Genomic DNA, 25016 nt, shown 5'->3' on the forward strand with positions numbered 1-25016 from the left:
GTCGGAGACGGTACTTCCCATGGAACACGGCGAAAGCTTGCGATCACGGAATACGGACGGCCTGGCCCACGTTTCCCTCGATAACGCGCAGACGCCGCCCACAACGGCCTGCCATCTCGACACGGAGGATCCGACGATCACCAACGCTGCAGTCTCGCCCAACACCGCAACGCCTGTTGCCAGCCCGGTGTCCATGCCCCACCTGGAGCAGTACACCGAGGACGGGTGGGTGGAGCCGTCAGACGAGCTGACCGGCACCGCGGTGTTCGATGCCACCGGCGACAAGGCGGCCATGCCGTCCTGGGACGAACTGGTGCGCCAGCACGCCGACCGGGTGTACCGGCTGGCCTACCGCCTCTCGGGTAACCAGCAGGACGCCGAGGATCTCACCCAGGAGACGTTCATCCGCGTCTTCCGGTCCGTGCAGAACTACCAGCCCGGCACCTTCGAGGGCTGGCTGCACCGCATCACCACCAACCTGTTCCTCGACATGGTGCGCCGCCGCACCCGCATCCGCATGGAGGCGCTTCCCGAGGACTACGACCGGGTGCCGGCCGAGGATCCCAACCCCGAGCAGATCTACCACGACTCCCGGCTGGGGCCCGACCTGCAGGCCGCGCTGGACTCGCTGCCGCCCGAGTTCCGCGCCGCCGTCGTGCTCTGCGATATCGAGGGTTTGTCCTACGAGGAGATCGGCGCCACCCTCGGTGTGAAGCTGGGCACGGTGCGCAGCCGTATCCACCGTGGTCGGCAGGCGCTGCGCGAGCATCTTGCCAAGCATTCGGATCAGCTGACCGCCTCCGCCTGAGCGTCATGGGTGTGAGGCGCGGATTACCGCGCTACATTCAATTGAGCAGTGTGTGTTCAACGGCGCGGCGTTCCGAGAGGAGTCGGGTGATGGCTGACCCGGGCGATGTGTTCCGTCGCGCGTTCTCCTGGCTGCCCGCGCAATTCGCCTCCCAGAGCAGCGGGCCGGTCGGGCCGCGTCGTTTCGGGTCCACCGAGCATCTGTCCACCGAAGCCATCGCCGCGTTCGTCGACGGCGAGCTGCGGATGACCGCGCATCTGCGCGCCGGGCACCACCTGTCGTTGTGCCCGTCGTGCGCCGGTGAGGTGGAGGCCCAACGGCAAGCGCGCTCGGCGCTGCGGGACGCCTGCCCGATCGCGATGCCCAATTCGCTGCTGGGTCTGCTGTCCCAGATACCCGAGCGCGATCCCGAGATCCCCGCCGCCGGGGAAGCGCCTGCCGACATTGCCGAAGGCGCAGGTCGCGCCCGCCGCAAGCGCCGGTAGGGTTGAGACGAACACGATCAGTCGCGGGTGCCGTCGAGGGTGCGCGCTTGAGCCGGGAGTGATGCACGGGTGACCAATCAGGACCAATCGGGTGCCAACCCGCGTCTTGCCCCCCGTCCGGTTTCTCGTCCGCCGGTCGACCCCGCCTCCCAACGCGCCTTCGGCCGCCCCAACGGGGTGTCCGGCTCGTTCCTCGGTGCCGACAATCACCGCGACCAGGGCGAGTACACCCCGAAGAACCTGTCGCCGGACCCGGTCCTGGCCGAGGCCTTCGGACGTCCGTACCCCGGTGGCGATTCGCTGCAGCGCCACCCCGCCGACGCCGGCGCCTTGGATGCCGAACGCGATACCGACGCCGACGACGTCGACGATCCGTGGCGCGACCCGTCCGCCGCAGCAGCGCTGGGCGCCCCGGCGGCCGCACCGAGTGCGCCCGTCGTCGTTGCGGCGCCGCAGGGCAAGCTCGGCGTCCGCGATGTGCTCTTCGGCCGCAAGGTCTCGGTCACCGCGCTGGTGATCCTGGCGATCATCGCGCTCGTCATCGGGGCGCTCGGCGGTGTCGTCGGCCGCAAGACCGCCGAGGTGGTGGAGGCCTTCACCACCTCCAAGGTCACCCTGGAGACCAGCGACCGGCCGGCCGAGCCCGCCGGCCAGTTCGCCGAAGTTGCTGCCGCCGTGGCCGATTCGGTGGTCACCATCGAAGCCACCAGCGATCAAGAGGGCTCGCAGGGCTCCGGTGTGGTGATCGACGGGCGCGGCTACATCGTGACGAACAACCACGTCATCTCCGAAGCGGCGATCAACCCGAGCAAGTACAAGATGACGGTCGTGTTCAACGACGGCAAGGAAGTCCCGGCCAACCTCGTCGGCCGTGACCCCAAAACCGATCTGGCCGTGATCAAGGTCGACAACGTCGACAACCTCAGCGTCGCGAAACTGGGCGACTCGGAGAAACTCCAGGTCGGTGAGCAGGTGATTGCGGCGGGCGCCCCGCTGGGCCTGCGCAGCACCGTCACCCACGGCATCATCAGCGCGCTGCACCGCCCGTTGGCGCTGTCGGGCGACGGCTCCGACACCGACACCGTCATCGACGGTGTGCAGACCGACGCCTCGATCAACCACGGCAACTCCGGTGGCCCACTGATCAACATGGCTGCCGAGGTCATCGGCATCAACACCGCGGGCAAATCACTGTCCGACAGCGCCAGCGGTCTGGGCTTCGCGATCCCGGTCAACGAGGTCAAGGATGTGGCGCAGAAGCTGATCGAGGCCGGCAGGATCTCCCATCCGACCCTCGGCCTGACCGCCCGCTCGGCCAGCAACGACCTGGCCTCCGGCGCGCAGATCGCCGACGTCAAGGTCGGCGGACCCGCGGAACGGGCCGGGATCCTGGAGAACGATGTGGTGGTCAAGGTCGGGGACCGCGATGTCGCCGATGCCGACGGCTTCGTGGTCGCCGTGCGTCAGCTCAAGATCGGCGAGCCCGCTCCCATCGAGGTCGTTCGCGACGGTCGCCGGGTCACCCTGACCGTCACCCCGATCGGCGACGGCGCACCCTAAATGTTCGCCAACGTCGGCTGGGGCGAGATGCTGCTGCTGGTGGTGGCCGGCCTGGTCATCCTCGGCCCCGAACGGCTGCCCGGAGCGATCCGCTGGACCTCCGGCGCGGTCCGTCAGGTGCGTGAGTACCTCAGCGGGGCCACCAGTCAGCTGCGTCAGGATCTGGGGCCGGAGTTCGAGGATCTGCGCGAGCCGCTGAGCGAGCTGCAGAAGCTGCGCGGGATGACACCGCGGGCGGCACTGACCAAACACCTGCTCGACGGGGACGACTCTTTCCTGACCGGGAACTTCGACAAGCCGGTCAAACCGGTATCCCCGGACGCGCCCAAACCCGCCGCCGATCCGACGCCGCCCGGCGGCGGCGAACCGCCCGGCGGCACCCGCTTCGACAGCGACGCGACCTAGCGGCCCGCCGGGTCCAGTCCCAGCGACATCCCGGCCAGGCCACGCTTGCGCGCCCCGAGGGCGTCGGCGACCTTGCGCAGTTCCTTGGCCGCGGGTGAATCCGGTGCCGACAACACCAAGGGGACTCCGGAATCCCCGGCGGCCACCAGGCTCGGTTCCAGCGGAATCTGACCCAACAGCGGCACATCGGCACCCACCGACCGGGTCAGCGACGCGGACACCTGGGCGCCGCCGCCGGACCCGAAGATGTCCATCACGGTGCCGTCGGGCAGGGTCAGGCCGGCCATGTTCTCCACCACACCGACGATGCGCTGGCGGGTCTGCAGGGCGATCGCGCCGGCCCGTTCGGCGACCTCGGCGGCCGCCGACTGCGGGGTGGTGACCACCAGGATCTCCGCACCCGGGATGAGCTGGGACACCGAGATGGCGATATCGCCGGTGCCCGGCGGCAGGTCGAGCAGCAGCACGTCCAGGTCGCCCCAGTACACATCGGCCAGGAACTGCTGCAGCGCGCGGTGCAGCATCGGTCCGCGCCACACCACCGGGGTGTTGCCCTGGGTGAACATGGCGATCGAGATGACCTTCACGTCATGGGCGATCGGCGGCAGGATCATCGAGTCGACCTGGGTGGGCCGATCCACCACACCCATCATCCGGGGCACCGAATGGCCGTAGATGTCGGCGTCCAGCACGCCCACCGACAGGCCGCGGGCGGCCATGGCCGCCGCGAGATTCACGGTGACGCTGGACTTCCCGACGCCACCCTTACCGGAGGCCACCGCGTACACCCGGGTCAGTGAGTTGGGCTGGGCGAACGGGATGACCGGTTCGCGGGAGTCGCCGCGCAGCAGCTTGCGCAGCTCGGCGCGCTGCTCGTCGTTCATCACGTCGAGGGTGACCTTGACCGCGCCGGTGCCCGGGACGTCGGTGACCGCCGCAGTGACCTTATCGATGATCTCGGTCTTCTTGGGGCAGGCCGCGGTGGTCAGGTACACCTCGACGTGCACACCGGCGTCGGCGTCGATGGTGACGGCTTTGACCATGCCCACCTCGGTGATCGGGCGGCGCAGTTCGGGGTCGACGACCTTGCCGAGCGCGGCGCGCACCGCTGCTTGCAGGTCGGAATCAGTTGCAGACATCACCCGCGAGTCTAGGCCGCGATGACCGGCCAACCGGGCGCCGGGCCGGGTAGGACGCTCAGGCCGCGGGGCCGGGTGGGACGCTCAGGCCGCGGGGCCGGGTGGGACGCTCAGGCCGCGGGGCCGGGTGGGGGGCCCAGCGGCGCGGGCACCGCCGGAGCCACCGCGGCCGGCGGCGGTGGGGCGAACGGGTTGAACGGTGCCGGTGGCGCGGCGGCCGGCGGCGGTGGGGCGAACGGGTTGAACGGCGCGGCCGGCGGTGGGGCGAACGGATTGACGGGCGCGGCCGGAGCCGGGGTGTTCTGCCCGATACAGAACACGGCGCAGCTCGGCACGGCCGTGGGCGAACCGGGCCCGGGCGGCACGGGCAGGCGGTCGGCCACATCGGCGCGGCCGAGGTCGAAGAAGGGCATCACGGCCATCGGATCGGTCGAGGGCAAGCCGAGCGCGTTGAGCGGCAGGCCGGGCCCGAGGCCTTCGGGTTCGGTGTCCAGGTGCACATTGCCCATGCCCAGGGCGGGCACCGGTCCGGTGATCGGCGGCAGATTCACCGGGACCACGCCCGTGGCGTACGCGGCGGCCCAGCCCAGCACGTTGCGGGCGTAGGCGACCGAATTGTTGTAGCGCAGGATCGCGGACATCACCTGGCTCTGATCGCGCATGTTCAGGCCACCGCTGCACAGGTAACGCGCCGCGGCGAGCGTCGCGTCGTACAGGTTCTGCACCTCGGCCTTGCCGTCACCGTTGCCGTCGGAGGCATACCGCGACCAGGTGCCCGGCAGGAACTGCATCGGGCCCATCGCCCGGGCGTAGGTGACTCGATCGTTGTTGCGGCTCTGGACGATCACCTCGTTGCCCGGCAGCGTGCCGTCCAGGGCGGGCCCGAGGATCGGTTTTGCGGCGGTGCCGTTGACATCGGTGGCGCCGCCGTTGGCGTGCATCGACTCGATGCGACCGATACCGGCCAGCAGGTTCCAGCTCATCCCGCAGTTCGGCGCGGCAGAGGCCATCATCCGTTCGGCGTTGCGGTAGGCGTTCAGCGCGACCGTCGGAATGCGAAGGTTGCCGGGGGCATTCACCACGGCGGCCGGCGGGGGAGCCGACAGCGCCGAGCCCGCGGTCTGGAACGGGCGCGGGGCCTTTGCCGCGGCCACCACGGTGACACCGGCATCGCGGTCGGGGGTGTCCACGACCGCCGCGAGCGGCGTCACGGTGGTCTCCAGCACCGGCTTGACGATCGGCGAGGAGGCACCCACACCCAGGGTCAGCACCAGTGGGGTGAGGATGGCGATCCCCGTCAACCCGCGTGTGCTGGGAGCAGAATCAGCCACCGTCCGCATCAGTCGCTCCGCTCCGTGCCGCGCTGCAGCGAGGGCGGAGGCTCCCCCTTTGACCACTCAACCGTCCTAGATGTGCGGTACCCGACCGTTTGTGAACCTGGTCACCATACCCAGTCCCACGTCGTCATGGTGCGGCATTGGCGGCAACCGATGTTCACTGGCCCGGCGTCTGCTCGGCGTCGTCGGTCGGCTCGTCGGGCGCGACGTCCGCCGCGGTGGCCCGCTTGCCCTTGTTCTTCTTCGGTTTGGGTGGCACCAGTTCGACCAGCATCTCCCGGAGTTCCTCGAGTTCGCGGCGCAGATAGTCGCGGGTGGCCACCTCGCCGACCGCGAGCCGCAGCGCGGCCAGTTCGCGGGCCAGGTATTCGGTATCGGCCTTGGTTTGCTGCGCCCGGCGGCGGTCCTCTTCCAGGGCCACCCGGTCCCGGTTCTCCTGGCGATTCTGCGCCAGCAGGATCAACGGCGCGGCGTAGGCCGCCTGAGTGGAGAAGGCCAGGTTCAGCAGGATGAACGGGTACGGATCCCACTGCAGCGTGACCGCGAACAGGTTCAACAGGATCCAGACGATCACAAAAACCGTCTGGATCGCCAGGTAACGCCCGGTGCCCAGGAACCGCGCGAACGACTCGCCGAAGCGGCCCGCGGCCTCGACGTCGAACTGCGGGGTGAGCCAGCGGCGCGAATCCCGCGGCGTGTCGATCCTGTCGCTCACGTCGACTTCTCCGTGGTGACGATCAGGGACTCGGCTTCGCGCTCACGCCAGTCATCGGGCAGCAGGTGGTCGAGCACATCGTCGACGGACACCGCGCCGAGCAGATGGTTCTCCTCGTCGACCACCGGCCCGCACACCAGGTTGTAAGCGGCGAAGTACCGGGTCAGCGCGCCGAGCGGTTCTTCGGGACGCAGGCTGGGCAGGTCCTTGTCCACGATGCCGCTGACCAGCGCGGCGGGCGGCTCACGCAGCAGCCGCTGCAGATGTACGCAGCCCAGATAGCGCCCGGTCGGGGTCGCGGTCGGGGGTCGCACCACGAACACCAGCGAGGCCAGTGCCGGCGTCAGGTCGGGGTCCCGGACCCGGGCCAACGCCTCGGCGACCGTGGTGTCCGGGGCCAACACGACCGGCTCGGAGGTCATCAGACCGCCGGCCGTGTTCGGCGAATGACTCAGTAGCCGCCGCACATCCTCGGAGTCCTCCGGATCCATCCGGCGCAGGAACTGCTCGGCATCGGCCGGCGCCATCGACCCCAGCAGGTCGGCGGCGTCGTCGGGATCCATCGCCTCCAGGACATCGGCGGCACGTTCGGTCTTCAGCTGCCGCAGCACGGCCACCTGCTCGTCCTCGGGCAGTTCCTGGAGCACGTCGGCCAGACGTTCGTCATCGAGGGCGTTGACCACCTCGAAGCGCCGTTTGGCCGGCAACTCGCGGACGGCGTCGGCGACCTCGATCGGACGCTGCCCCTGGAACTGCTCGAGCAACTGCGCGACACCCTGGTCGGGCATGGCCAATCCGGACGGGGTCAGGCCCTGCACATGTTTCCAGTCCACGACATGGATGTTGCTGCGGCGACCGAGCCGGCGCTGGGTGCGCACCGCCACTTTCGTGACCATCCAGTCGCGGGTACGGGTCTGCTCGATGCCGAGATCGACGACGATCACATCCTGGCCGGCGAGCTGCTCGAGGTCGGGGTCATCGACCCGTACCCGGGTCTCCAGCACTTGGCCCAGCGCCAGCACCTCACCGGGGCGCTGGGAGAACCGGCGTAACGAGACATTGCCGGTGGTCAGCGTGACGGCGCTGGGCTCGATGGCGGTCACCCGCAGGATGGGCACGAAAATTCTTCTGCGGGTGAGCAATTCGACCACAAGTCCGAGCACGCGGGGCTGCTGGCGAACGATGCTGATGCTGACCACCACATCGCGGACACGGCCGATCGACTCGCCGTCCGGGCCGAGGACGACCATGCCCGCCAGCCGGGCTGCATATACCCGGGTAACCGCCGCCATGAGTCAAAGCGTAGAGACTGGGGGCGTGGACAACAGGTATCGCCCCCGACGAACGTGTCTGTCGGTTCCGGGCAGCAGCGACAAAATGATCGAGAAGGCCAAGACCCTGGCGGCCGACCAGGTGTTCCTGGATCTCGAGGACGCGGTGGCCCCCGATGCGAAGGCGGCCGCCCGGACCCGGGTTGCCGCCGCACTGGCCGGGCCCGGCTGGAACGGCTCGTCGCTCAAAGGGGTGCGCGTCAACGACTGGACGACGCCATGGACCCACGCCGACGTCATCGAGGTGGTGACCGAGGTGGCCCGCGCCGGGTCGGTGCTGGACATCATCGTGCTGCCCAAGGTGCCCGACGCCACCCATGTGCATGCGCTGGACATGCTGCTCACCCAGCTGGAGCAGACCCATGGACTGCCGGTGGGCCGCATCGGTATCGAGCCGCAGATCGAGAATGCCCAGGGCCTGACGAATATCGACGCCATCGCCGCCGCGCCGCGCGTGCAGGCCTTGGTGCTCGGCCCCGGCGACATGGCGGCCAGCCTCAACATGCGCACCCTGGAGGTCGGCGGGCAGCCCGAGGGGTACGACCTCGGCGACGCCCACCACCACGTGCTGATGCGCATCCTGGTGGCCGCCCGCGCCCACGGTCTCAACGCCATCGACGGGCCATATGTGAAGGTGCGCGATGTCGAGGGGTTCCGCCGGGTGGCCGGCCGGTCGGCTGCGCTCGGCTACGACGGGAAATGGGTGCTGCACCCGGACCAGATCACCGCGGGCAACGAGCTGTTCAGCCCGCGGCAGGCCGACTACGACCACGCAGAGCTGATCCTGGATGCCTACGAGTGGCACACCTCGGCGGCCGGTGGAGCCCGCGGGGCGGTGATGCTCGGCGACGAGATGATCGACGAGGCCAGCCGCAAGATGGCGCTGGTGGTCGCGGGTAAGGGCCGCGCCGCCGGGATGGTCCGCACCGGTGAGCCCTACCGGCCGCCCACGGGGTCTTCGCAGAGCTAAACCAGGGTGAAGCCGCTGGCGACGACGCCGATCCACAGCAGGATCATCAGGACCAGGCCGGCGGTGACCAGCCCGCCGATGACGGTCCCGGCCAGGGCCAGCCCGTAGCCGTCCTGGCCGGTGCGTTTGGTCTCGCGCATCGCGATGACGCCGAGCACCAGCCCCACCACCGACGGCACCCCGCAGAACAACAGCCCGACGAGGGCGGCGACCAGCGCGCCGACCGCCTTGCCGTTGGTTCCGGGGGGTTTCGCCGGCCGGTACGGGTCGTAGAACACCGGGGCGCCGGGGTAGCCGGGATATCCGGGCGGCGGGTAGCCGGGTGCGCCGGGGAAGCCGGCGGGCGGTCCGGGGTAGATCGGCGGCGGCAGACCCGGATCGGCGGGGTAGTCCCACGCCGGGTTCGGCTCGCCCGCGGGCGGCTGCGCAGGGCCCTCGCTCACAGCACCGCGACGGCGATGATGAAGCTGAACACCAGCGTCAGCGCGCCGACCGCGATGCCCGCCACCGCGAGTCCGTGGCCGCCCTGGTGGTTCTGCTTGATCTGGTTGAGCGCGACGATGCCGAGCACGATGCCGATGATCGAGCCGATCCCGCAGAGGACTCCGGCGAGGGAGGCGATCAGCGAGCCGATGGCCAGGGAGTTCGTCCCCGGCTGTGGTGCCGGTCCGTAGCCCCCGTAGCCGGGCATGGAGCCGTACGGCGGCGGGTAGCCCGGCGGCGGCCCGCCGTACGGGGATGCGCCGTAGGGCGGCGCCGGCGGATAACCCGCGGGCGGGGGTGCGCCCTGGGGTGCCCCGAAGCCCGGGGGCGGTGGCGGGTAGCCGGTGGACGCATAGTCCGGCGGCGGGAAAGCGGGCGGCGGGTAACCGCCGTAGGCCGGTGGCGGCGAATAGTCCGGGTAAGCGGGCGTCGTCGGCGGGGTGGGTTCGGCGGGGGATTGCTCGATCGGGGGCGCCTCGTAACCGGCGGAGGTCGGCTCGGAGGCACCGCCTGCCGTGGTCGGTTCGGTACCGGAACCGCCGTCCGATGGTGGCGTTGCCCCTGCGTTCTCACCCGGATCGGTCATCCGTCAAACTTAGCGTACGTGCTGGTACCCGGGGTGATTGCCAGTGCGGGGCACTGGCGCGCCGGCACCGTTCGGGGGCTAGGGTTGTGGCATCGAACCCGAAGGACGCGTACCCGTCTGCACAGGTCGTGGAGCGCTGACGCGAACGAAGGAGAACGAGTAGCCATGACCGGTCCCCTCCAGCCCGGCAACGACCCCGTGGGCCGACCCGGCTCGCGTGGCCCATCCGCACTGCCGACCCCGCCGAAGGGCTGGCCGATCGGGGCGTACCCCACCTACGCCGAGGCCCAACGGGCGGTGGATTACCTCTCCGATCAACAGTTCCCGGTGCAGCAGGTCACCATCGTCGGCGTCGATCTGATGCAGGTCGAGCGGGTGACCGGCCGGTTGTCGTGGCCGAAGGTGCTCGGCGGCGGGGTGCTCTCGGGTGCCTGGCTGGGCTTGTTCATCGGGCTGATCCTGGGCTTCTTCAGCCCGAGTCCGTGGGGCGCACTGGCCACCGGCCTGATCGCGGGTGTCTTCTTCGGCCTCATCACCTCGGCCGTTCCGTACGCGATGGCCCGTGGCACAAGAGATTTCAGCTCCACCATGCAGCTCGTGGCGGGCCGTTACGACGTGCTCTGTGATCCGCAAAGCGCAGAGCAGGGGCGGGATCTGCTGGCGCGCTTGACGATCTGATGGGCGACGCGCCCGGGAAACGGTTGCATATTCCGCGCTTGTAGCCCTAGGTTTGCCCCGCGGGACGTTCTCGCCCGGAGCCGCTCCGGCGGTGCCATCAACGCAGACGGAGGCCGGAAGTGCTGAAGCGACGACTCTGCGCCGGGGTGATGGCCGCGCTGACGGTCGGTTCGGTGGTCACGGCGTGTGGTGAGGCCCAGAACGGCATCGTCATCAGCTACTACACACCGGCCAACGAGATGGCAACCTTCACGGCGGTCGCCGAGAAGTGCAATGAGCAGCTCGGTGGACGGTTCACCATCAAGCAGGTTTCGTTGCCCAAGGGGGCCGACGACCAGCGCCTGCAGTTGGCCCGCCGGCTCACCGGCAACGACAAATCACTCGATGTGATGGCACTCGATGTGGTGTGGACGGCCGAATTCGCCGAAGCCGGTTGGGCGTTGCCGTTGTCCGACGACCCCGCGGGCCAGGCCGAATCCGATGCCGCCGCCAACACCTTGCCGGGCCCGTTGGAGACCGCCAAGTGGCAGGACAAGCTGTACGCGGCGCCGATCACGACGAACACTCAATTGCTCTGGTACCGCGCAGATTTGATGCCCGCGCCGCCGGCGAACTGGGATCAGATGGTGGCCGAGGCGAAGCGTCAGTACGCCGCGGGGGGACCCAGCTGGATCGCGGTGCAGGGCAAGCAGTACGAAGGTCTGGTCGTGTGGTTCAACACGCTGCTGGAAAGTGCCGGGGGTCAGGTGCTCTCCGACGACGGCAAGACCGTCACACTGACCGACACCGCCGAGCACCGGGCGGCGACCGTCAAGGCGCTGCAGATCATCAAAGACGTTGCCACCGCACCCGGTGCGGACCCGTCGATCACCCAGACCGACGAGGGCACCGCGCGCCTGGCGCTGGAACAGGGCAAAGCCGCGCTCGAGGTCAACTGGCCGTTCGTGCTGCCGTCCATGCTGGAGAACGCCGTCAAGGGTGGCGTCGCGTTCCTACCGCTCAACGAGGATCCCGCACTGGCCGGTGCGATCAACGACGCGGGGAGCTTCTCGCCCACCGACGAACAGTTCAACACCGCATACGACGCCAGCAAGAAGGTCTTCGGTTTCGCGCCGTACCCGGGTGTGCGGGACGGCGAGTCGGCGCGGGTGACTCTGGGTGGGCTCAACCTGGCGGTCGGGAAGAACACCCAGCACAAGGCCGAGGCCTTCGAGGCCATCCGCTGCCTGCGCAACGTCGACAACCAGCGTTACACCTCGGTGGAGGGCGGGCTGCCCGCGGTGCGGGCCTCGCTCTACGACGACCCGGAATTCCAGAAGAAGTACCCGCAGTACGAGATCATCCGACAGCAACTCACCAACGCCGCGGTGCGGCCGGCCACGCCGGTGTACCAGTCGGTCTCGACCCGGATCTCGGCCACCCTGGCGCCGATCACCGACATCGATCCCGAGCGCACCGCGGACGAACTGGCCGAACAGGTACAGAAGGCCATCGACGGCAAGGGGCTGATCCCGTGAGCGATGCTTGCGAGCGAACCGACGGCGCTGAACGCGGCATCCGATCGGGCGAGGTGGCCGCGTGACGAACACGCAGACGGATGACCTCGCCTCGCAGCGGCGGTTGGCCTTCTGGTTGATCAGCCCGGCGGTCTTCCTGATGCTGGCGGTGACGGCCTACCCGATCGTCTACGCCGTCTGGCTCAGCCTGCAGCGCTACAACCTGGCCGCCCCCGATGACGTCGAGTTCGTCGGTATCGACAACTACGTCACCATCCTTTCCGACCGCTACTGGTGGACGGCGTTCGCGGTGACGCTGGGTGTCACCATCGTCTCGGTGGCCATCGAGTTCGTGCTCGGCATGGCGCTCGCACTGGTCATGCACCGCACCATCTTCGGCAAAGGCGTGGTGCGCACCGCCATTCTGGTGCCCTACGGCATCGTGACGGTGGCGGCCTCCTACAGCTGGTACTACGCGTGGACGCCCGGCACCGGGTATCTGGCCAACCTGCTGCCGACCGGCAGCGCGCCGCTGACCGAACAGCTTCCGTCGCTGGCCATCGTGGTGCTCGCCGAGGTGTGGAAGACGACGCCGTTCATGGCGCTGCTGTTGTTGGCCGGTCTGGCGCTGGTGCCCCAGGACCTGCTCAATGCGGCGCAGGTCGACGGAGCCGGCGGATGGAAGCGGTTGACCAAGATCATCATCCCGCTGATCAAACCCGCAATCCTGGTGGCATTGCTGTTCCGCACCCTGGACGCGTTCCGCATCTTCGACAACATCTACGTGCTGACCGGCGGTGCGAACGACACCGGTTCGGTCTCGATCCTCGGTTACGACAACCTGTTCAAGGCGTTCAACCTGGGGCTGGGTTCGGCCATCAGCGTGCTGATCTTCCTGTGCGTCGCGGTGATCGCCTTCATCTTCATCAAGATCTTCGGTGCCTCGGCACCCGGCGCGGACGAGGAGGGCCGCTAGATGGCGGAGAACGTGGGTGCCCGCCGCGCGACGGGTTGGGCTGTCGTCAACGTCATCGTCGTGCTGTACGCCTTGTTCCCGGTGCTGTGGATCCTGTCCCTGTCGCTGAAGCCGACGTCGACGGTCAAGGACGGCAAGCTCATTCCGTCGGAGATCACCTTCGACAACTACAAGGCCATCTTCGAGGGCAACATCTTCACCTCGGCGCTGGTCAACTCGATCGGCATCGGTCTGATCACCACGTTGATCGCCGTCGTCATCGGTGGGATGGCGGCCTACGCGATCGCGCGACTGGCCTTCCCCGGCAAGAAGGTTCTGGTCGGCGTGGCCCTGCTGATCGCGATGTTCCCGCAGATCTCGCTGGTGACGCCGATCTTCAACATCGAACGCCGGCTCGGGCTCTTCGACACCTGGCCGGGACTCATCATTCCTTACATCACGTTCGCGCTGCCGCTGGCGATCTACACCATGAGTGCGTTCTTCAAGGAGATCCCGTGGGATCTGGAGAAGGCGGCCAAGATGGACGGCGCCACCCCGGGGCAGGCCTTCCGCAAGGTGATCGCGCCGCTGGCCGCGCCGGGCATCGTCACCGCGGGCATCCTGGTGTTCATCTTCGCGTGGAACGACCTGCTGCTCGCGTTGTCGTTGACCGCCACGGAGCGGGCGATCACCGCCCCGGTGGCCATCGCCAATTTCACCGGTAGCTCACAGTTCGAGGAGCCGACCGGGTCGATCGCAGCGGGGGCGATGGTCATCACCGTCCCGATCATCATCTTTGTGCTCATATTTCAGCGACGGATCGTGGCCGGGTTGACCTCCGGCGCGGTGAAGGGGTAATTCATGGCCGAGATCGTGCTGGAGAACGTCACGAAGAGCTACGCCAACGGTGCCGCGGCGGTGAAGAACCTGTCGCTGACCATCGCCGACGGCGAGTTCATCATCCTGGTCGGACCGTCGGGCTGCGGGAAGTCGACCACCCTGAACATGATTGCGGGCCTGGAGGACATCAGCTCCGGGGAGTTGCGCATCGGCGGGGAGCGGGTCAACGACAGGGCGCCCAAGGACCGCGACATCGCCATGGTGTTCCAGTCCTATGCGCTGTACCCGCATATGACCGTGCGCCAGAACATCGCGTTTCCCCTGACGCTGGCCAAGGTCGGCAAGGACGAGATCGCCCGCAAGGTCGACGAGACCGCCAAGATCCTGGACCTGGCCGCACTGCTGGACCGCAAGCCCGGGCAGCTGTCCGGCGGTCAGCGCCAGCGGGTGGCGATGGGCCGGGCGATCGTCCGTAATCCCAAGGCGTTCCTGATGGACGAGCCGCTATCCAACCTGGACGCCAAGCTGCGCGTGCAGATGCGCACCGAGATCGCGCGGCTGCAGAGCCGGCTGGGCACCACCACGGTGTATGTCACCCACGACCAGACCGAGGCGATGACGCTGGGGGACCGCGTCGTGGTGATGCTGGCCGGTGTGGCCCAGCAGATCGGCACCCCCGAGGAGCTGTACACCACCCCGGCGAATCTCTTCGTCGCCGGTTTCATCGGGTCGCCGGGGATGAACTTCTTCCCGGCGACGCTGACCGACGGCGGCATCAAGCTGCCGTTCGGTGACGAGGTGGTGCTCACCGATGAGGCGCAGCGGATCCTGGGGCAGCATCCCAAGCCGACCAACGTGATCGCCGGGCTGCGACCCGAGCATTTCGACGACGCCGCGCTGGTGGACTCCTACACCCGCATCAAGGGGCTCACCTTCGAGGTGGACGTCGATCTGGTGGAGTCCCTGGGCGCCGACAAGTATCTGCATTTCCGCATCGAGGGGTCCGGTGCGAAGTCGGCTCGGCTCGCCGAACTGGCCGCCGAATCCGGTGCCGGCGAAAACGAGTTCGTGGCAAGGGTTTCGGCCGACTCGAAGGTGTCCGCCGGTAAGAAGGCGGAGCTGGCGGTGGACACCTCCAAGCTGATCATCTTCGACGGTGACACCGGGGTGAATCTGTCGATCCCGCCCGCCGGCTAGTGGTCGACGTCCCGGCCGAGGTGCGCGGCCGCCTGCAAGCGCACTTCACCGCGGCCGGTGTGCTCGGCGAGCCGGCCGAGGCGAATGTCACCTTCCTCGGTGCGGAGCGGATCTCCGTGCTGCGTTACGGTCCCGACGCTGAGGGCGTCAACCACTTTGTCTCACTGGGCTGTTCGCGCTACCCGATGGTGGATCCGACCGAGTTCGTCACCGACACCCAGCAGGGGCCCCGGGCCGAGGTGGTGGTGTCCCTGCGCCCGCCCAGTCCGGCGGGTCTGGCCCGCTCGATCGCGGTGCTGGCGGCCGCGCCGTCGGTGGAGGGGCTGGTGCTGGAGCCCGACGCGTTGATCGACCTGAGCGGTCCGCTGTTCGAGGGCGCGCCGTTCACCGCATTCCTGTTGGGCCCCAGCGATATCGAGGATGTCGCGTTGGCGGACCCGCTTTCGGACGTCAGGATTCTGCAGGCCACCCCGATCACCCCGACCGAGGCGGCCTGGGTGCGCCTCAAGGGCGCCGAGGCGATGCGCGAGGCGTGGCGCAGCGACGGGGTGGACGTGCTCGATGCGAACCGGCGCGCATCGCAGCCGTCCTAGACCCCGCACCCCTGATCGCCGAAACAGCATTCCAGACGGGCGGCACTCGCACTTCTGCGTCTGGAATGCAATTTCGGCGAGGGTGAGATCAGAGCCAGTGGTTGTGCCGGAACGTCCGGTACAACAGCGTGCACACCGTGAGCATCACCAGCAGCACCGTCGGGTAGCCCCAGGTGGCCTTGAGCTCGGGCATGTGCTCGAAGTTCATGCCGTAGATGCCGGCCATCGCGGTCGGCACCGCGGCGATGGCCACCCAGGCCGAAATCTTGCGCATATCGGTGTTCTGCTGCATGGAGACCTTGCCGACGGCGGCCTGCACCAACGAGCTGAGCACCTCGTCGTAGCCCTCGATGCGGTCGGCCGCCTTGATCGTGTGGTCGAGCACGTCGCGCATGTAGCGCCTGACCTCCTTGGAGATCAGGTCATTGTGATCGGTGGTGATGCGCTGCAGGTCGGTGGCCAGCGGGCTGACCGCCCGGCGGAGCTCGACCACCTCGCGCTTCATCAGATAGATGTGCTCGATCTCGGTGGCGCTGTTGGGGGAGAAGACGTTCTCCTCCATGGCGTCGATATCCGTCTCGACGAGGTCGGTGACGTCGAGGTAGTCGTCGACGACATGGTCGGCGATGGCGTGCATGACGGCGTAGGGGCCCAGCTTGCAGCTCGTCGGGGTGGTGTCGATGTGCTTGCGCACCGTGGCGAGTCCACCGTGCTCGCCGTGGCGAACCGTGACCACGAAATCGGCGCCGACGAACACCATGATCTCGCCGGTCTCGACGATCTCGCGGGTCATGGCCACCGAGTCGTGCGCCACGTACTTGACCGTCTTGAGCACCAGGAACAGCGTGTCGTCGTAGCGTTCCAGCTTGGGGCGCTGGTGGGCGTGCACCGCGTCCTCGACGGCCAGCTCGTGCAGACCGAACACCTCGGCCACGGCCTCCATCTGATGCTGGTCGGGTTCGTGCAGGCCGATCCAGACGAATGCGCTGCCGCCGGCGGCCTCGATCTCGTGCACCTTGTTCAGCGCGGCCGCGTGGGTGTACTTGCCCGGTAACCGGGTTCCCTCGCAGTACACGCCGCAGTCGACCATCGCCTGCGAGACCGGCACGTGGATCCCGGAGGCGTCCGGAGCGGTGGCGACCCGGCGTCCCGCCGGCCTCAACATCGACGGTGGCAGGGGGCGGAAAGACGGCATCGCGACCTCCATCATCTGGGGGTACGAGGGCGTGCCCCGTGGCCGAATGTTACTCGTCAGTCACGTTTCCAACCTCTCACGCGCAGGGAACCGGTGCCTGTGAGTTCCTTGGGTGAAGTAACGTGACGCCCGTGTCGGAATTGGTAAAGACCCCACAGGTTGTCATTGATGACGCGGAGATCTTCGCGGCCCACGAGGGTGGCAAACTCTCGGTCGAGCTGAAGGCACCGCTGGATACCCAGCGTGCGCTGTCCATCGCCTACACCCCGGGCGTCGCTCAGGTCAGCCGCGCCATCGCCGCTGATGTGACGCTGGCCAAGAAGTACACCTGGGCAAACCGCCTGGTGGCGGTGGTCAGCGATGGCAGCGCGGTGCTGGGACTCGGCGATATCGGTCCCGCGGCCTCGCTCCCGGTCATGGAGGGCAAGAGCGCGCTGTTCAAGACGTTCGGCGGACTGAACTCCATCCCGATCGTGCTGGATACCAAGGATCCCGACGAGATCGTCGAGACCCTGATCCGGCTGCGCCCGACCTTCGGTGCGGTGAACCTGGAGGACATCTCCGCGCCGCGCTGCTTCGAGATCGAGCGGCGCGTGATCGAGGCGCTGGACTGCCCGGTCATGCATGACGATCAGCACGGCACCGCGATCGTGGTGCTCGCCGCGCTGTTGGGGGCGGTCAAGGTGCTCGAGCGCGAGATCCACGACCTGAAGGTCGTGGTGTCCGGTGCCGGCGCCGCCGGTGTCGCCTGCACCAACATCCTGCTCAACAGTGGGGTCACCGACATCGTCGTGCTGGACAGCAAGGGCATCGTCGAGAGCGGTCGCAGCGACCTGAACTCCTTCAAGGCCGAGCTGGCCCAGCGCACCAATCCGCGCGGGCTCACCGGCGGGGCGGCGGAGGCACTGCACGGTGCCGATGTGTTCCTCGGGGTGTCGGCAGGTTTGGTGCCCGAGCAGCTCATCGCGTCGATGGCGCCGGGCGGCATCGTGTTCGCGCTGTCGAACCCCGATCCCGAGATTCACCCCGATGCCGCGCGCAAGTACGCCGCGGTGGTGGCCACCGGGCGCAGCGACTTCCCGAACCAGATCAACAATGTGCTGGCCTTCCCCGGTGTGTTCCGGGGCGCGCTGGACGCCGGCGCTCGCCGTATCACCGAGGAGATGAAAGTCGCTGCCGCGCATGCGATCTTCTCGGTGGTCGGCGATGATCTCGCGGTCGACCACATCGTGCCCAGCGCGCTGGACCCGCGGGTGGGCCCCGCCGTCGCGGCCGCGGTCGCGGAAGCCTCCGGCGTCTGATTCGGCCCGCAGGAGCGAAGCGGCCCGGGAACTTGCACAGCCAGATGCGCCGGCTGGCGATCGCGCTCGTCGCGCTGCTGATCGCCGGGTGCGGTGGGCAGGCGCCACCGCCGCCGTCGGTGTCGGTCGGAGCCGACGGGCAGTCGACGCTGCTGGCGCATCTGTATGCCGCGGCGCTGCGCTACTACGGCAGTCCGGCGCATGTGCGGGACACGCCGGATCCGTTGGCGGCGCTGGATTCCGGCGCGGTCGACGTGGTGCCGTCGTTCACCGGCGACGTGCTGGCGCGCTTCGCCCCGGATGCGGCGGCACGGTCGGCAGCGCAGGTGTACCGCGCCATGATCGGGGCCCTGCCGGAGGGGCTCGGTGCCGGTGACTACGCCGACGCCACCTCGGACAAGCCGGTTGTCGCGGTGACCGCAGAGACCGCCGCCAGCTGGGGGGTCGGTGACCTCAGCGCGCTGATCGGCCGCTGCGAATCGTTGAAACCAGGTGTGGTGCAAGGGGTTGCAGTGCCGGAGTCGTTCGGCACGTGTGTGCCGTCGGCGCCCGAGGAGTTCCCGGACGACGAGGTGTTGTGGGCGGCCCTGCGCAGCGGTGAGATCGACACCGCCTGGACGACGGCGGCGGCCCCCGATTTCCCGGCGGACCTGACCATGCTCTCGGACCGCACGGCACTGATCCGCGCCGAGAATGTGGTGCCCATTTTCCGCCGGAACACCTTGAGCCAGACACAGCTACGGGCGGTCAACGAGCTCGCCGGTGTGCTCGACACCGATGCGTTGGCGCAGATGCGTGCCGAGGTGGCCGGCGGTGCCGAGCAGGGGGCGGTGGCCGGTGCCTGGCTGGACGCCCACCCGCTCGGCCGCTAGAGCACGTCGGCACTATTACTTCGGGATGAGCCCCTTGGCCACCGACGAGAACAGGCGCTGGTAGCCCGAACCGGTGATTCGGATGATGACGTCGAGGACCTTGGCGTCGGCGCCGACGAGGACCCGGGCGCGGTCCTTGCGGACCGCCTCCAGGATGATCTTGGCGGCCTTCTCCGGGCTGGTCTTGGCGAGCTTGGTGTCGAAGGCCTTGGCCATCTCGGCGACGTCGATGCCTTCGGCGGCGGTGGCATTGCGGGCGATCGCGGTCTTGATGCCGCCCGGGTGCACGCAGGTCACCTTGACCGGGTGCTTGGCCAACGCCATCTCCTGACGCAGCGCCTCGGTGAATCCGCGCACGGCGAACTTCGCCGAGTTGTAGGCGGCCTGACCGGGCACCGAGAACAGCCCGAACACGCTGGAGACGTTGACGACATGCCCGTCGCCGGAGGCGATCAGGTGCGGCAGGAAGGACTTGGTGCCGTTGACGACGCCCCAGTAATCGACATCCATCACGCGCTCGATGTCCTTGTATGAGCTGACCTCGATATCGCCACTGAACGCGATACCGGCGTTGTTGTAGATCTGGTTGACCTTGCCGAAATGCTCCTTGACAGCGTCGGCGTACAGCTCGAAGGCCTCGCGCTCTGTCACGTCGAGACGGTCGGCCTTGACCGGGACACCGATCGCCTTGAGGCGTTCCTCGGTGACCGCCAGTCCCTCGGTGTCGACATCGCTGATCGCCACACTGGCGCCCGAGCGGCCGAGTTCGACGGCCAGCGCCTGCCCGATACCCGATCCCGCCCCCGTGACGACGGCAACTTTCCCGGCGAAGCCCTCCATGCACCCACTCCTGTCGTGACCAACTGTTGCTCGATTGTGTTCGACCTTAGCCGTTACCGGCGGTACCGACGCCGACCGGGTCGGCCCGTTGTCCACGAATGCGGTGACCAGGTCGGCGAACTCGTCGGGCCGCTCGATCTGCGGCATGTGCCCGGTGTCGGTGAACAGGTGGACCTGTGCGGCGGGGAAGTGCCGCCGGGCCGCCTCGAGGTGGGTCGCGGGCAGGATCCGGTCGCGGTCGCCCCAGATCAGCAGGGTGGGGCGGGGGTGCGCGGCCACGGACGCCAACAGTTCCGCGCGCCATTGCGGTCGAACCCCGCGGGTGGTGCCGAGATGATTGGCGATCTCCAGCAGGAACGTGCCGGTGTCGGGTTGTGCGGCGATCCGCAGCGCATGCGCGATGCGTTCGGGGGTGGCCAGTGCCGGATCGGCGAAGATCCGGCGTTCCATCAGCCGGGCGCCGGCGGCGGTGCTGTGCGTCGCGGCGTACCGCCCCAGACCGGGCAGGGACAACATGCGCAGCAGCGGGGTGACCTCGGCGCCGAAACCCGCGCTGTTGACCAGGGTCAGGCTGGCGACCCGGTCGGGGTGGGATGCCAGCAGCTGCATGGCGACCGCACCGCCGAGCGAATTGCCGATGACGTGGCAGGGCCGGGTCTCACCGAGTTCGGCCAGGATGCCCGCCACGCCGTCGGCCAGGGCCGCCAGGTCGGCGGGTCCGTCCCGGCGCGCCGAGAACCCGAAACCCGGCTGATCCGGCGCGATCACGTAGAAGCGCCGAGACAGTCGCTGCACCTGTTCGGACCAGTCCTCCAGGCTGCGGGAGATGCCGTGCAGCAAGAGCAGCGGCGTGCTCTCCCGATCACCTGCTGTCTGGACCCGGACGGCACGGTCATCGACAGTCAGCAGGCGCATCCGACCATGATGTGACAACCGTCTCGCGATGACCAGAGGCAGAACGCATCGTCTTGGTCCACTGATGGTGCGGTTTGTGCGCCGGGGTGTAACGATGCTCGCGCGCGCAGCGATGCCCCCATCATGATGCGTTTGCGATTCGCGGTTGCCGCCGGTGCCGTCCTGTCCGCCGGTCTGCTGGCCGCCGCCCCCGCCCAGGCCGATCCGGCCACCGATTTCCTGAACACGCTGGACGGTTCGGGTCTGGGCACCATCAACCCGGCCGACGCCGTCTCGGCGGGCCAGTCGGTGTGCCCGATGTTGGCCGACGGAGGGCAGAACCTCGCCGATGTCGCCGGGCGGGTCTCGGAGACGATCGGGCGTCCGCTCGGCCCGGCCACCATGTTCACCGGCTTCGCCATCTCGGCGTTCTGCCCGGGCGCGGTCACCTCACTGGCCAACGGTGAGTCGCCGTTCCCCGGGCTGTTCTAGCCCCGATGTGAAGAAGGTCGCGGGAATCGTCGACGATTCCCGCGACCTTTTCACGTTGAGTGCCGTTACGGCGCGAACGCCTCGTCGATGATCTCCTGCTGCTCGACCGCGTGCACCTTCGACGAACCCGAGGACGGCGCAGACATCGCACGCCGGGAGATGCGCTTGATCCCGGTCAGCTTCTCCGGCAGGAGTTCGGGCAGCGACAGCCCGAACGTCGGCCATGCGCCCTGGTTGGCCGGCTCCTCCTGGACCCAGAAGTACTGGGACACATTGGGATACTGGTCGAGTGTGGCGGCGAGCCGGCGCCGCGGCAGCGGGTAGAGCTGCTCGATGCGCACGATGGCCACGTCGTCGCGCTTCTCCTTGGCCTTGCGGGCCACCAGCTCGTAGTAGATCTTGCCGCTGGTGAGCAGCACCCGCTTCACCGTGGACCGGTCACCGACGCCCTCCTCGTAGGTGGGCTCCTCGAGCACCGAGCGGAACTTGATCTCGGTGAAGTCCTTGACCTCGCTGACCGCAGCCTTGTTGCGCAGCATCGACTTCGGGGTGAAGACGATCAGCGGCCGGTGGATGCCGTCGAGGGCGTGGCGGCGCAACAGGTGGAAGTAGTTCGCCGGGGTCGACGGCATTGCCACGGTCATCGAGCCCTCGGCGCACACCTGCAGGAAACGCTCGATGCGGCCCGACGTGTGGTCGGGGCCCTGTCCCTCGTGGCCGTGCGGCAGCAGCAGCACCACGTCGGAGAGCTGGCCCCACTTGGCCTCGCCGGAGGAGATGAACTCGTCGATGATCGACTGTGCGCCGTTGACGAAGTCGCCGAACTGCGCTTCCCACAACACGATTGCCTCGGGGTTGCCCACCGAGTAGCCGTATTCGAAGCCCACCGCCGCGAACTCCGAGAGCGCCGAGTCGTACACCATGAACCGGCCACCGGTCGGGTTGCCATCGGCATCCGCGGTCAGCAGGTCCAGCGGGGTGAACTCGGCGCCGGTCTTGCGGTCGATGATCACCGCGTGACGCTGGGTGAACGTGCCACGGCGGACATCTTGGCCGGTGAATCGAACCGTCTTGCCTTCGGCGACAAGCGAACCGAGGGCCAGCAGCTCGCCGAACGCCCAATCCACCTTGCCCTCGTAGGCCATCTCGCGGCGCTTCTCCAGTACCGGCTGCACCCGCGGATGGACGTTGAAGCCCTGCGGTGCGGCCAGATGCGCGTCACCGATGCGGGCCAGCACCGCCTTGTCGACGGCGGTGTTCAGCCCCTTCGGGGTCTGCTGGTCGGACTCGACCGATTCGCTGGGTTCGATCTCGTGCTTCTCCAGCTCGCGGACCTCGTTGAACACCCGCTCCAGTTGGCCCTGGTAGTCGCGCAGCGCGTCCTCGGCCTCCTTCATCGAGATGTCCCCGCGGCCGATCAGCGCCTCGGTGTAGGTCTTGCGGACACCGCGCTTGGTGTCGATCACGTCGTACATGCCGGGCTGCGTCATCGACGGGTCATCACCCTCGTTGTGCCCGCGGCGGCGGTAGCACAGCATGTCGATGACGACGTCCTTCTTGAACTGCTGCCGGAAGTCCATGGCCAGCTTGGCCACCCAGACGCACGCCTCGGGATCGTCACCGTTGACGTGGAAGATCGGTGCGCCGACCATCTTCGCGACGTCGGTGCAGTACTCGCTGGAGCGCGAGTCGTGCGGCGAGGTGGTGAAGCCGATCTGGTTGTTGACGATGATGTGGATGGTTCCACCGGTGCGGTACCCGCGCAGCAGCGCCAGGTTCAGCGTCTCCGCGACCACGCCCTGACCGGCGAAGGCGGCGTCACCGTGCAGCATCATCGGCACCACCGAGAACGCCTCGTGCTCCTCGGGGGAGCCGAAGTCGATCAGGTCCTGCTTGGCGCGGACCAGACCCTCCAGCACCGGGTCGACGGCCTCCAGGTGGCTCGGGTTGGCGACCAGCGACACCGCAATATCGTTGTCCCCGAACATCTGCAGGTAGGTGCCGGTGGCGCCGAGGTGGTACTTCACGTCGCCGGAGCCGTGGGCTTGGCTCGGGTTCAGGTTGCCCTCGAACTCGCTGAAGATCTGGCTGTAGGGCTTGCCGACGATATTGGCCAGCACGTTGAGCCGGCCGCGGTGCGGCATGCCGATGACGACCTCGTCGAGTCCGTGCTCGGCGGCCTGGTCGATCGCGGCGTCCATCATCGGGATGACGGTCTCCGCGCCCTCCAGTGAGAAGCGCTTCTGCCCGACGTACTTGGTCTGCAGGAAGGTCTCGAAGGCCTCGGCCGCGTTGAGCTTGCTCAGGATGTACTTCTGCTCGGCGACGGTCGGCTTGGCGTGCTTGGTCTCGACCCGTTCCTGGATCCAGCGCTGCTGCTCGGGTTCGAGGATGTGGGTGTATTCCACACCGGCGTGCCGGCAATAGGCGTCGCGCAGCACCGAGAGCACATCGCGCAGCTTCTTGTACTCGGCGCCGGCGAAACCGTCGACCTTGAATTCGCGATCCAGATCCCACAACGTCAGGCCGTGGGTCAGCACGTCGAGGTCGGGATGGCTGCGGAAACGGGTCTTGTCGAGGCGCAGCGGATCGATATCGGCCATCAGGTGACCGCGGTTGCGGTAGGCCGCGATCAGCTCGATGATCCGGGCGTTCTTGTCGAAGATCGAGTCCGGGTTGTCGATGCGCCAGCGCACCGGCTCATACGGGATCCCCAGCTCCATGAAGATCTCGTCGTAGAACTCGTCGTCGAGCAGCAGGGTGTGGATCGTGCGCAGGAAGTCGCCGGACTCCGCGCCCTGGATGATGCGGTGGTCATAGGTCGACGTCAGGGTGATCAGCTTGCCGACACCGAGCTCGGCGATGCGTTCCTCGCTGGCCCCCTGGAACTCGGCCGGGTACTCCATGGCGCCGGCGCCGATGATGGCGCCCTGGCCGCGCATCAGGCGCGGCACCGAGTGCACGGTGCCGATGGTGCCCGGGTTGGTCAGCGAGATGGTCACACCGCCGAAGTCCTCGGCGGTCAGCTTGCCGTCGCGCGCACGCCGGACGATGTCCTCGTAGGCGGCGATGAACTGTCCGAACTTCATGGTCTCGCAACGCTTGATGGCCGCCACGACCAGCGTGCGGTTACCGTCCTTGCCGGGCAGGTCGATCGCGAGGCCCAGATTCGTGTGCGCCGGTGTGACGACATTCGGCTTGCCGTCGACCTCGGCGAAATGCCGATTCATGTTCGGGAACTTCTTGACCGCCTGCACGATGGCGTAGCCGAGCAGGTGGGTGAAGCTGATCTTGCCGCCGCGGGTGCGCTTGAGGTGGTTGTTGATGACCACGCGGTTGTCGATCATCGCCTTGGCCGGGATGGCCCGCACGCTGGTGGCGGTGGGCACCTCCAGCGAGGCGTTCATGTTCTTCACGACGGCGGCCGACGCCCCGCGCAGCACGGTGTTCTCGTCGGCGTCGGCGGCGGGGGACTTGGTGGCCGGCTCGGACTTGGGGGCGTCCTTGGGTGCCGACTTGGGGGCAGCCTTCGGTGCGGACGTGGGCGCGGCCGCCGTCTCGCTCTTCGGCGCGAGCTTGCTGTCCGGCTTTGCCGGGGCCGGCTCCGCGGGTGCAGCCTTCGCAGCGGGGGCCGGCGAAGCGGGTGCCGACGTCTTTGCCGGGGCGGGCTCAGATCTCTGGGCCGGTGCGTCGATCGGCTCGGGGGCGTAGTCCACCAGGAACTCGTGCCAGCTGGGATCCACCGACGAAGGATCTTCGCGGAATTTGCGATACATCTCTTCGACGAGCCACTCGTTCTGTCCAAAAGGTGATGGTGAACTGCTCACAGCAGCGTTTCGCCCCG

The 25016-nt window shown here is 68.1% G+C and carries 23 protein-coding genes and 1 pseudogene; 14 read left to right on the forward strand and 10 right to left on the reverse strand.

The window, feature by feature from the left end; all coding sequences use genetic code 11:
* Nucleotides 1-19: 19 nt before the first annotated feature.
* The 4 genes from sigE to tatB all read left to right on the forward strand — a co-directional run bounded on the left by sigE (nt 20) and on the right by tatB (nt 3258).
* Entirely contained in the window at nt 20-808 is a 789-nt protein-coding gene (gene sigE, locus A7U43_RS09980) for an RNA polymerase sigma factor SigE (protein ID WP_067994212.1), read from the forward strand.
* An 89-nt stretch (nt 809-897) separates the two neighbouring features.
* Nucleotides 898-1293 carry an anti-sigma E factor RseA gene (gene rseA, locus A7U43_RS09985; protein ID WP_067994215.1) on the forward strand — a complete coding sequence of 132 codons (396 nt, stop codon included), beginning with the start codon at nt 898-900 and terminating at the stop codon, nt 1291-1293.
* Nucleotides 1294-1362: 69 nt separating this feature from the next.
* On the forward strand, nt 1363-2853 hold the full coding sequence (gene htrA, locus A7U43_RS09990; RefSeq protein WP_067994218.1) for a serine protease HtrA: 1491 nt from the start codon (nt 1363-1365) through the stop codon (nt 2851-2853).
* On the forward strand, nt 2854-3258 hold the full coding sequence (gene tatB / locus A7U43_RS09995) for a Sec-independent protein translocase protein TatB (protein ID WP_067994220.1): 405 nt from the start codon (nt 2854-2856) through the stop codon (nt 3256-3258).
* On the opposite strand, the gene A7U43_RS10000 is transcribed toward tatB, so the two are convergent.
* The 4 genes from A7U43_RS10000 to A7U43_RS10015 form a co-directional block, all read right to left on the reverse strand.
* A complete protein-coding gene (locus tag A7U43_RS10000; protein ID WP_067994223.1) occupies nt 3255-4397 on the reverse strand; it encodes an Mrp/NBP35 family ATP-binding protein in 1143 nt (380 codons plus the stop codon). The two genes, tatB and A7U43_RS10000, sit on opposite strands and share 4 nt — an antisense overlap.
* Before the next feature lie 110 nt (nt 4398-4507).
* The gene (locus tag A7U43_RS10005; RefSeq protein ID WP_067994227.1) at nt 4508-5737 is read right to left on the reverse strand and encodes a lytic transglycosylase domain-containing protein; all 1230 of its coding nucleotides are present in this window, start codon (nt 5735-5737) and stop codon (nt 4508-4510) included.
* Nucleotides 5738-5891: 154 nt separating this feature from the next.
* Nucleotides 5892-6449 (reverse strand): DUF1003 domain-containing protein, encoded by a 558-nt coding sequence (locus A7U43_RS10010; RefSeq protein ID WP_082902072.1) that lies wholly within the window; start codon nt 6447-6449, stop codon nt 5892-5894.
* Nucleotides 6446-7741: a magnesium transporter MgtE N-terminal domain-containing protein gene (locus A7U43_RS10015; protein WP_067994230.1), complete on the reverse strand. Its 1296-nt coding sequence runs from the start codon at nt 7739-7741 to the stop codon at nt 6446-6448. The genes A7U43_RS10010 and A7U43_RS10015 overlap by 4 nt, the downstream gene beginning before the upstream one ends.
* Before the next feature lie 25 nt (nt 7742-7766).
* Between A7U43_RS10015 and A7U43_RS10020 the strand changes: the two genes are divergently transcribed.
* Nucleotides 7767-8750: an HpcH/HpaI aldolase/citrate lyase family protein gene (locus A7U43_RS10020; protein ID WP_156525880.1), complete on the forward strand. Its 984-nt coding sequence runs from the start codon at nt 7767-7769 to the stop codon at nt 8748-8750.
* Here A7U43_RS10020 and A7U43_RS10025 read toward each other — a convergent pair.
* The gene (locus A7U43_RS10025; protein WP_067994236.1) at nt 8747-9193 is read right to left on the reverse strand and encodes a DUF4190 domain-containing protein; all 447 of its coding nucleotides are present in this window, start codon (nt 9191-9193) and stop codon (nt 8747-8749) included. The two genes, A7U43_RS10020 and A7U43_RS10025, sit on opposite strands and share 4 nt — an antisense overlap.
* Nucleotides 9190-9819 carry a DUF4190 domain-containing protein gene (locus tag A7U43_RS10030; RefSeq protein ID WP_067994238.1) on the reverse strand — a complete coding sequence of 210 codons (630 nt, stop codon included), beginning with the start codon at nt 9817-9819 and terminating at the stop codon, nt 9190-9192. The genes A7U43_RS10025 and A7U43_RS10030 overlap by 4 nt, the downstream gene beginning before the upstream one ends.
* A 165-nt stretch (nt 9820-9984) precedes the next feature.
* On the opposite strand from A7U43_RS10030, the gene A7U43_RS10035 reads away from it, so the two are divergent.
* The 6 genes from A7U43_RS10035 to A7U43_RS10060 all read left to right on the forward strand — a co-directional run bounded on the left by A7U43_RS10035 (nt 9985) and on the right by A7U43_RS10060 (nt 15578).
* Nucleotides 9985-10497, forward strand: a complete 513-nt coding sequence (locus A7U43_RS10035) for a YflT domain-containing protein (protein WP_067994241.1) — start codon at nt 9985-9987, stop codon at nt 10495-10497.
* A 119-nt stretch (nt 10498-10616) separates the two neighbouring features.
* The gene (locus tag A7U43_RS10040) at nt 10617-12014 is read left to right on the forward strand and encodes an ABC transporter substrate-binding protein (protein ID WP_156525881.1); all 1398 of its coding nucleotides are present in this window, start codon (nt 10617-10619) and stop codon (nt 12012-12014) included.
* Between the two features lie 43 nt (nt 12015-12057).
* Complete coding sequence (locus tag A7U43_RS10045; protein WP_067994246.1) at nt 12058-12969, forward strand: carbohydrate ABC transporter permease; 912 nt, start codon at nt 12058-12060, stop codon at nt 12967-12969.
* Nucleotides 12970-12981: 12 nt separating this feature from the next.
* The gene (locus A7U43_RS10050) at nt 12982-13806 is read left to right on the forward strand and encodes a carbohydrate ABC transporter permease (RefSeq protein WP_197500045.1); all 825 of its coding nucleotides are present in this window, start codon (nt 12982-12984) and stop codon (nt 13804-13806) included.
* 3 nt (nt 13807-13809) lie between these two features.
* Complete coding sequence (locus A7U43_RS10055; protein WP_067994254.1) at nt 13810-14985, forward strand: ABC transporter ATP-binding protein; 1176 nt, start codon at nt 13810-13812, stop codon at nt 14983-14985.
* Nucleotides 14985-15578, forward strand: a complete 594-nt coding sequence (locus A7U43_RS10060; RefSeq protein ID WP_067994258.1) for a suppressor of fused domain protein — start codon at nt 14985-14987, stop codon at nt 15576-15578. Before A7U43_RS10055 ends, A7U43_RS10060 begins: the two co-directional genes overlap by 1 nt.
* An 88-nt stretch (nt 15579-15666) precedes the next feature.
* Here A7U43_RS10060 and corA read toward each other — a convergent pair whose 3' ends face one another.
* The gene (gene corA / locus A7U43_RS10065; RefSeq protein ID WP_068002345.1) at nt 15667-16773 is read right to left on the reverse strand and encodes a magnesium/cobalt transporter CorA; all 1107 of its coding nucleotides are present in this window, start codon (nt 16771-16773) and stop codon (nt 15667-15669) included.
* A 131-nt stretch (nt 16774-16904) separates the two neighbouring features.
* Between corA and A7U43_RS10070 the strand changes: the two genes are divergently transcribed.
* Entirely contained in the window at nt 16905-18074 is a 1170-nt protein-coding gene (locus A7U43_RS10070) for an NAD(P)-dependent malic enzyme (RefSeq protein ID WP_068002347.1), read from the forward strand.
* A 44-nt stretch (nt 18075-18118) separates the two neighbouring features.
* Nucleotides 18119-18946: a glycine betaine ABC transporter substrate-binding protein gene (locus tag A7U43_RS10075; RefSeq protein WP_067994262.1), complete on the forward strand. Its 828-nt coding sequence runs from the start codon at nt 18119-18121 to the stop codon at nt 18944-18946.
* A 15-nt stretch (nt 18947-18961) separates the two neighbouring features.
* Here the strand turns inward: A7U43_RS10075 and A7U43_RS30310 are convergent, their stop codons facing one another.
* Both A7U43_RS30310 and A7U43_RS30315 read right to left on the reverse strand, forming a co-directional pair.
* Nucleotides 18962-19786 (reverse strand): SDR family NAD(P)-dependent oxidoreductase, encoded by an 825-nt coding sequence (locus A7U43_RS30310; protein ID WP_068002351.1) that lies wholly within the window; start codon nt 19784-19786, stop codon nt 18962-18964.
* 171 nt (nt 19787-19957) lie between these two features.
* Nucleotides 19958-20701: pseudogene (locus A7U43_RS30315) on the reverse strand (alpha/beta fold hydrolase); the annotation flags it as partial.
* A 123-nt stretch (nt 20702-20824) separates the two neighbouring features.
* Between A7U43_RS30315 and A7U43_RS10085 the strand changes: the two are divergent.
* Complete coding sequence (locus A7U43_RS10085) at nt 20825-21172, forward strand: DUF732 domain-containing protein (protein WP_067994265.1); 348 nt, start codon at nt 20825-20827, stop codon at nt 21170-21172.
* Nucleotides 21173-21237: 65 nt separating this feature from the next.
* On the opposite strand, the gene A7U43_RS10090 is transcribed toward A7U43_RS10085, so the two are convergent.
* A complete protein-coding gene (locus tag A7U43_RS10090) occupies nt 21238-24948 on the reverse strand; it encodes a multifunctional oxoglutarate decarboxylase/oxoglutarate dehydrogenase thiamine pyrophosphate-binding subunit/dihydrolipoyllysine-residue succinyltransferase subunit (RefSeq protein ID WP_067994268.1) in 3711 nt (1236 codons plus the stop codon).
* Between the last annotated feature and the right edge of the window lie 68 nt (nt 24949-25016).

Origin of the sequence: Mycobacterium adipatum (assembly GCF_001644575.1) — a bacterium.
GTDB lineage: Bacteria > Actinomycetota > Actinomycetes > Mycobacteriales > Mycobacteriaceae > Mycobacterium > Mycobacterium adipatum.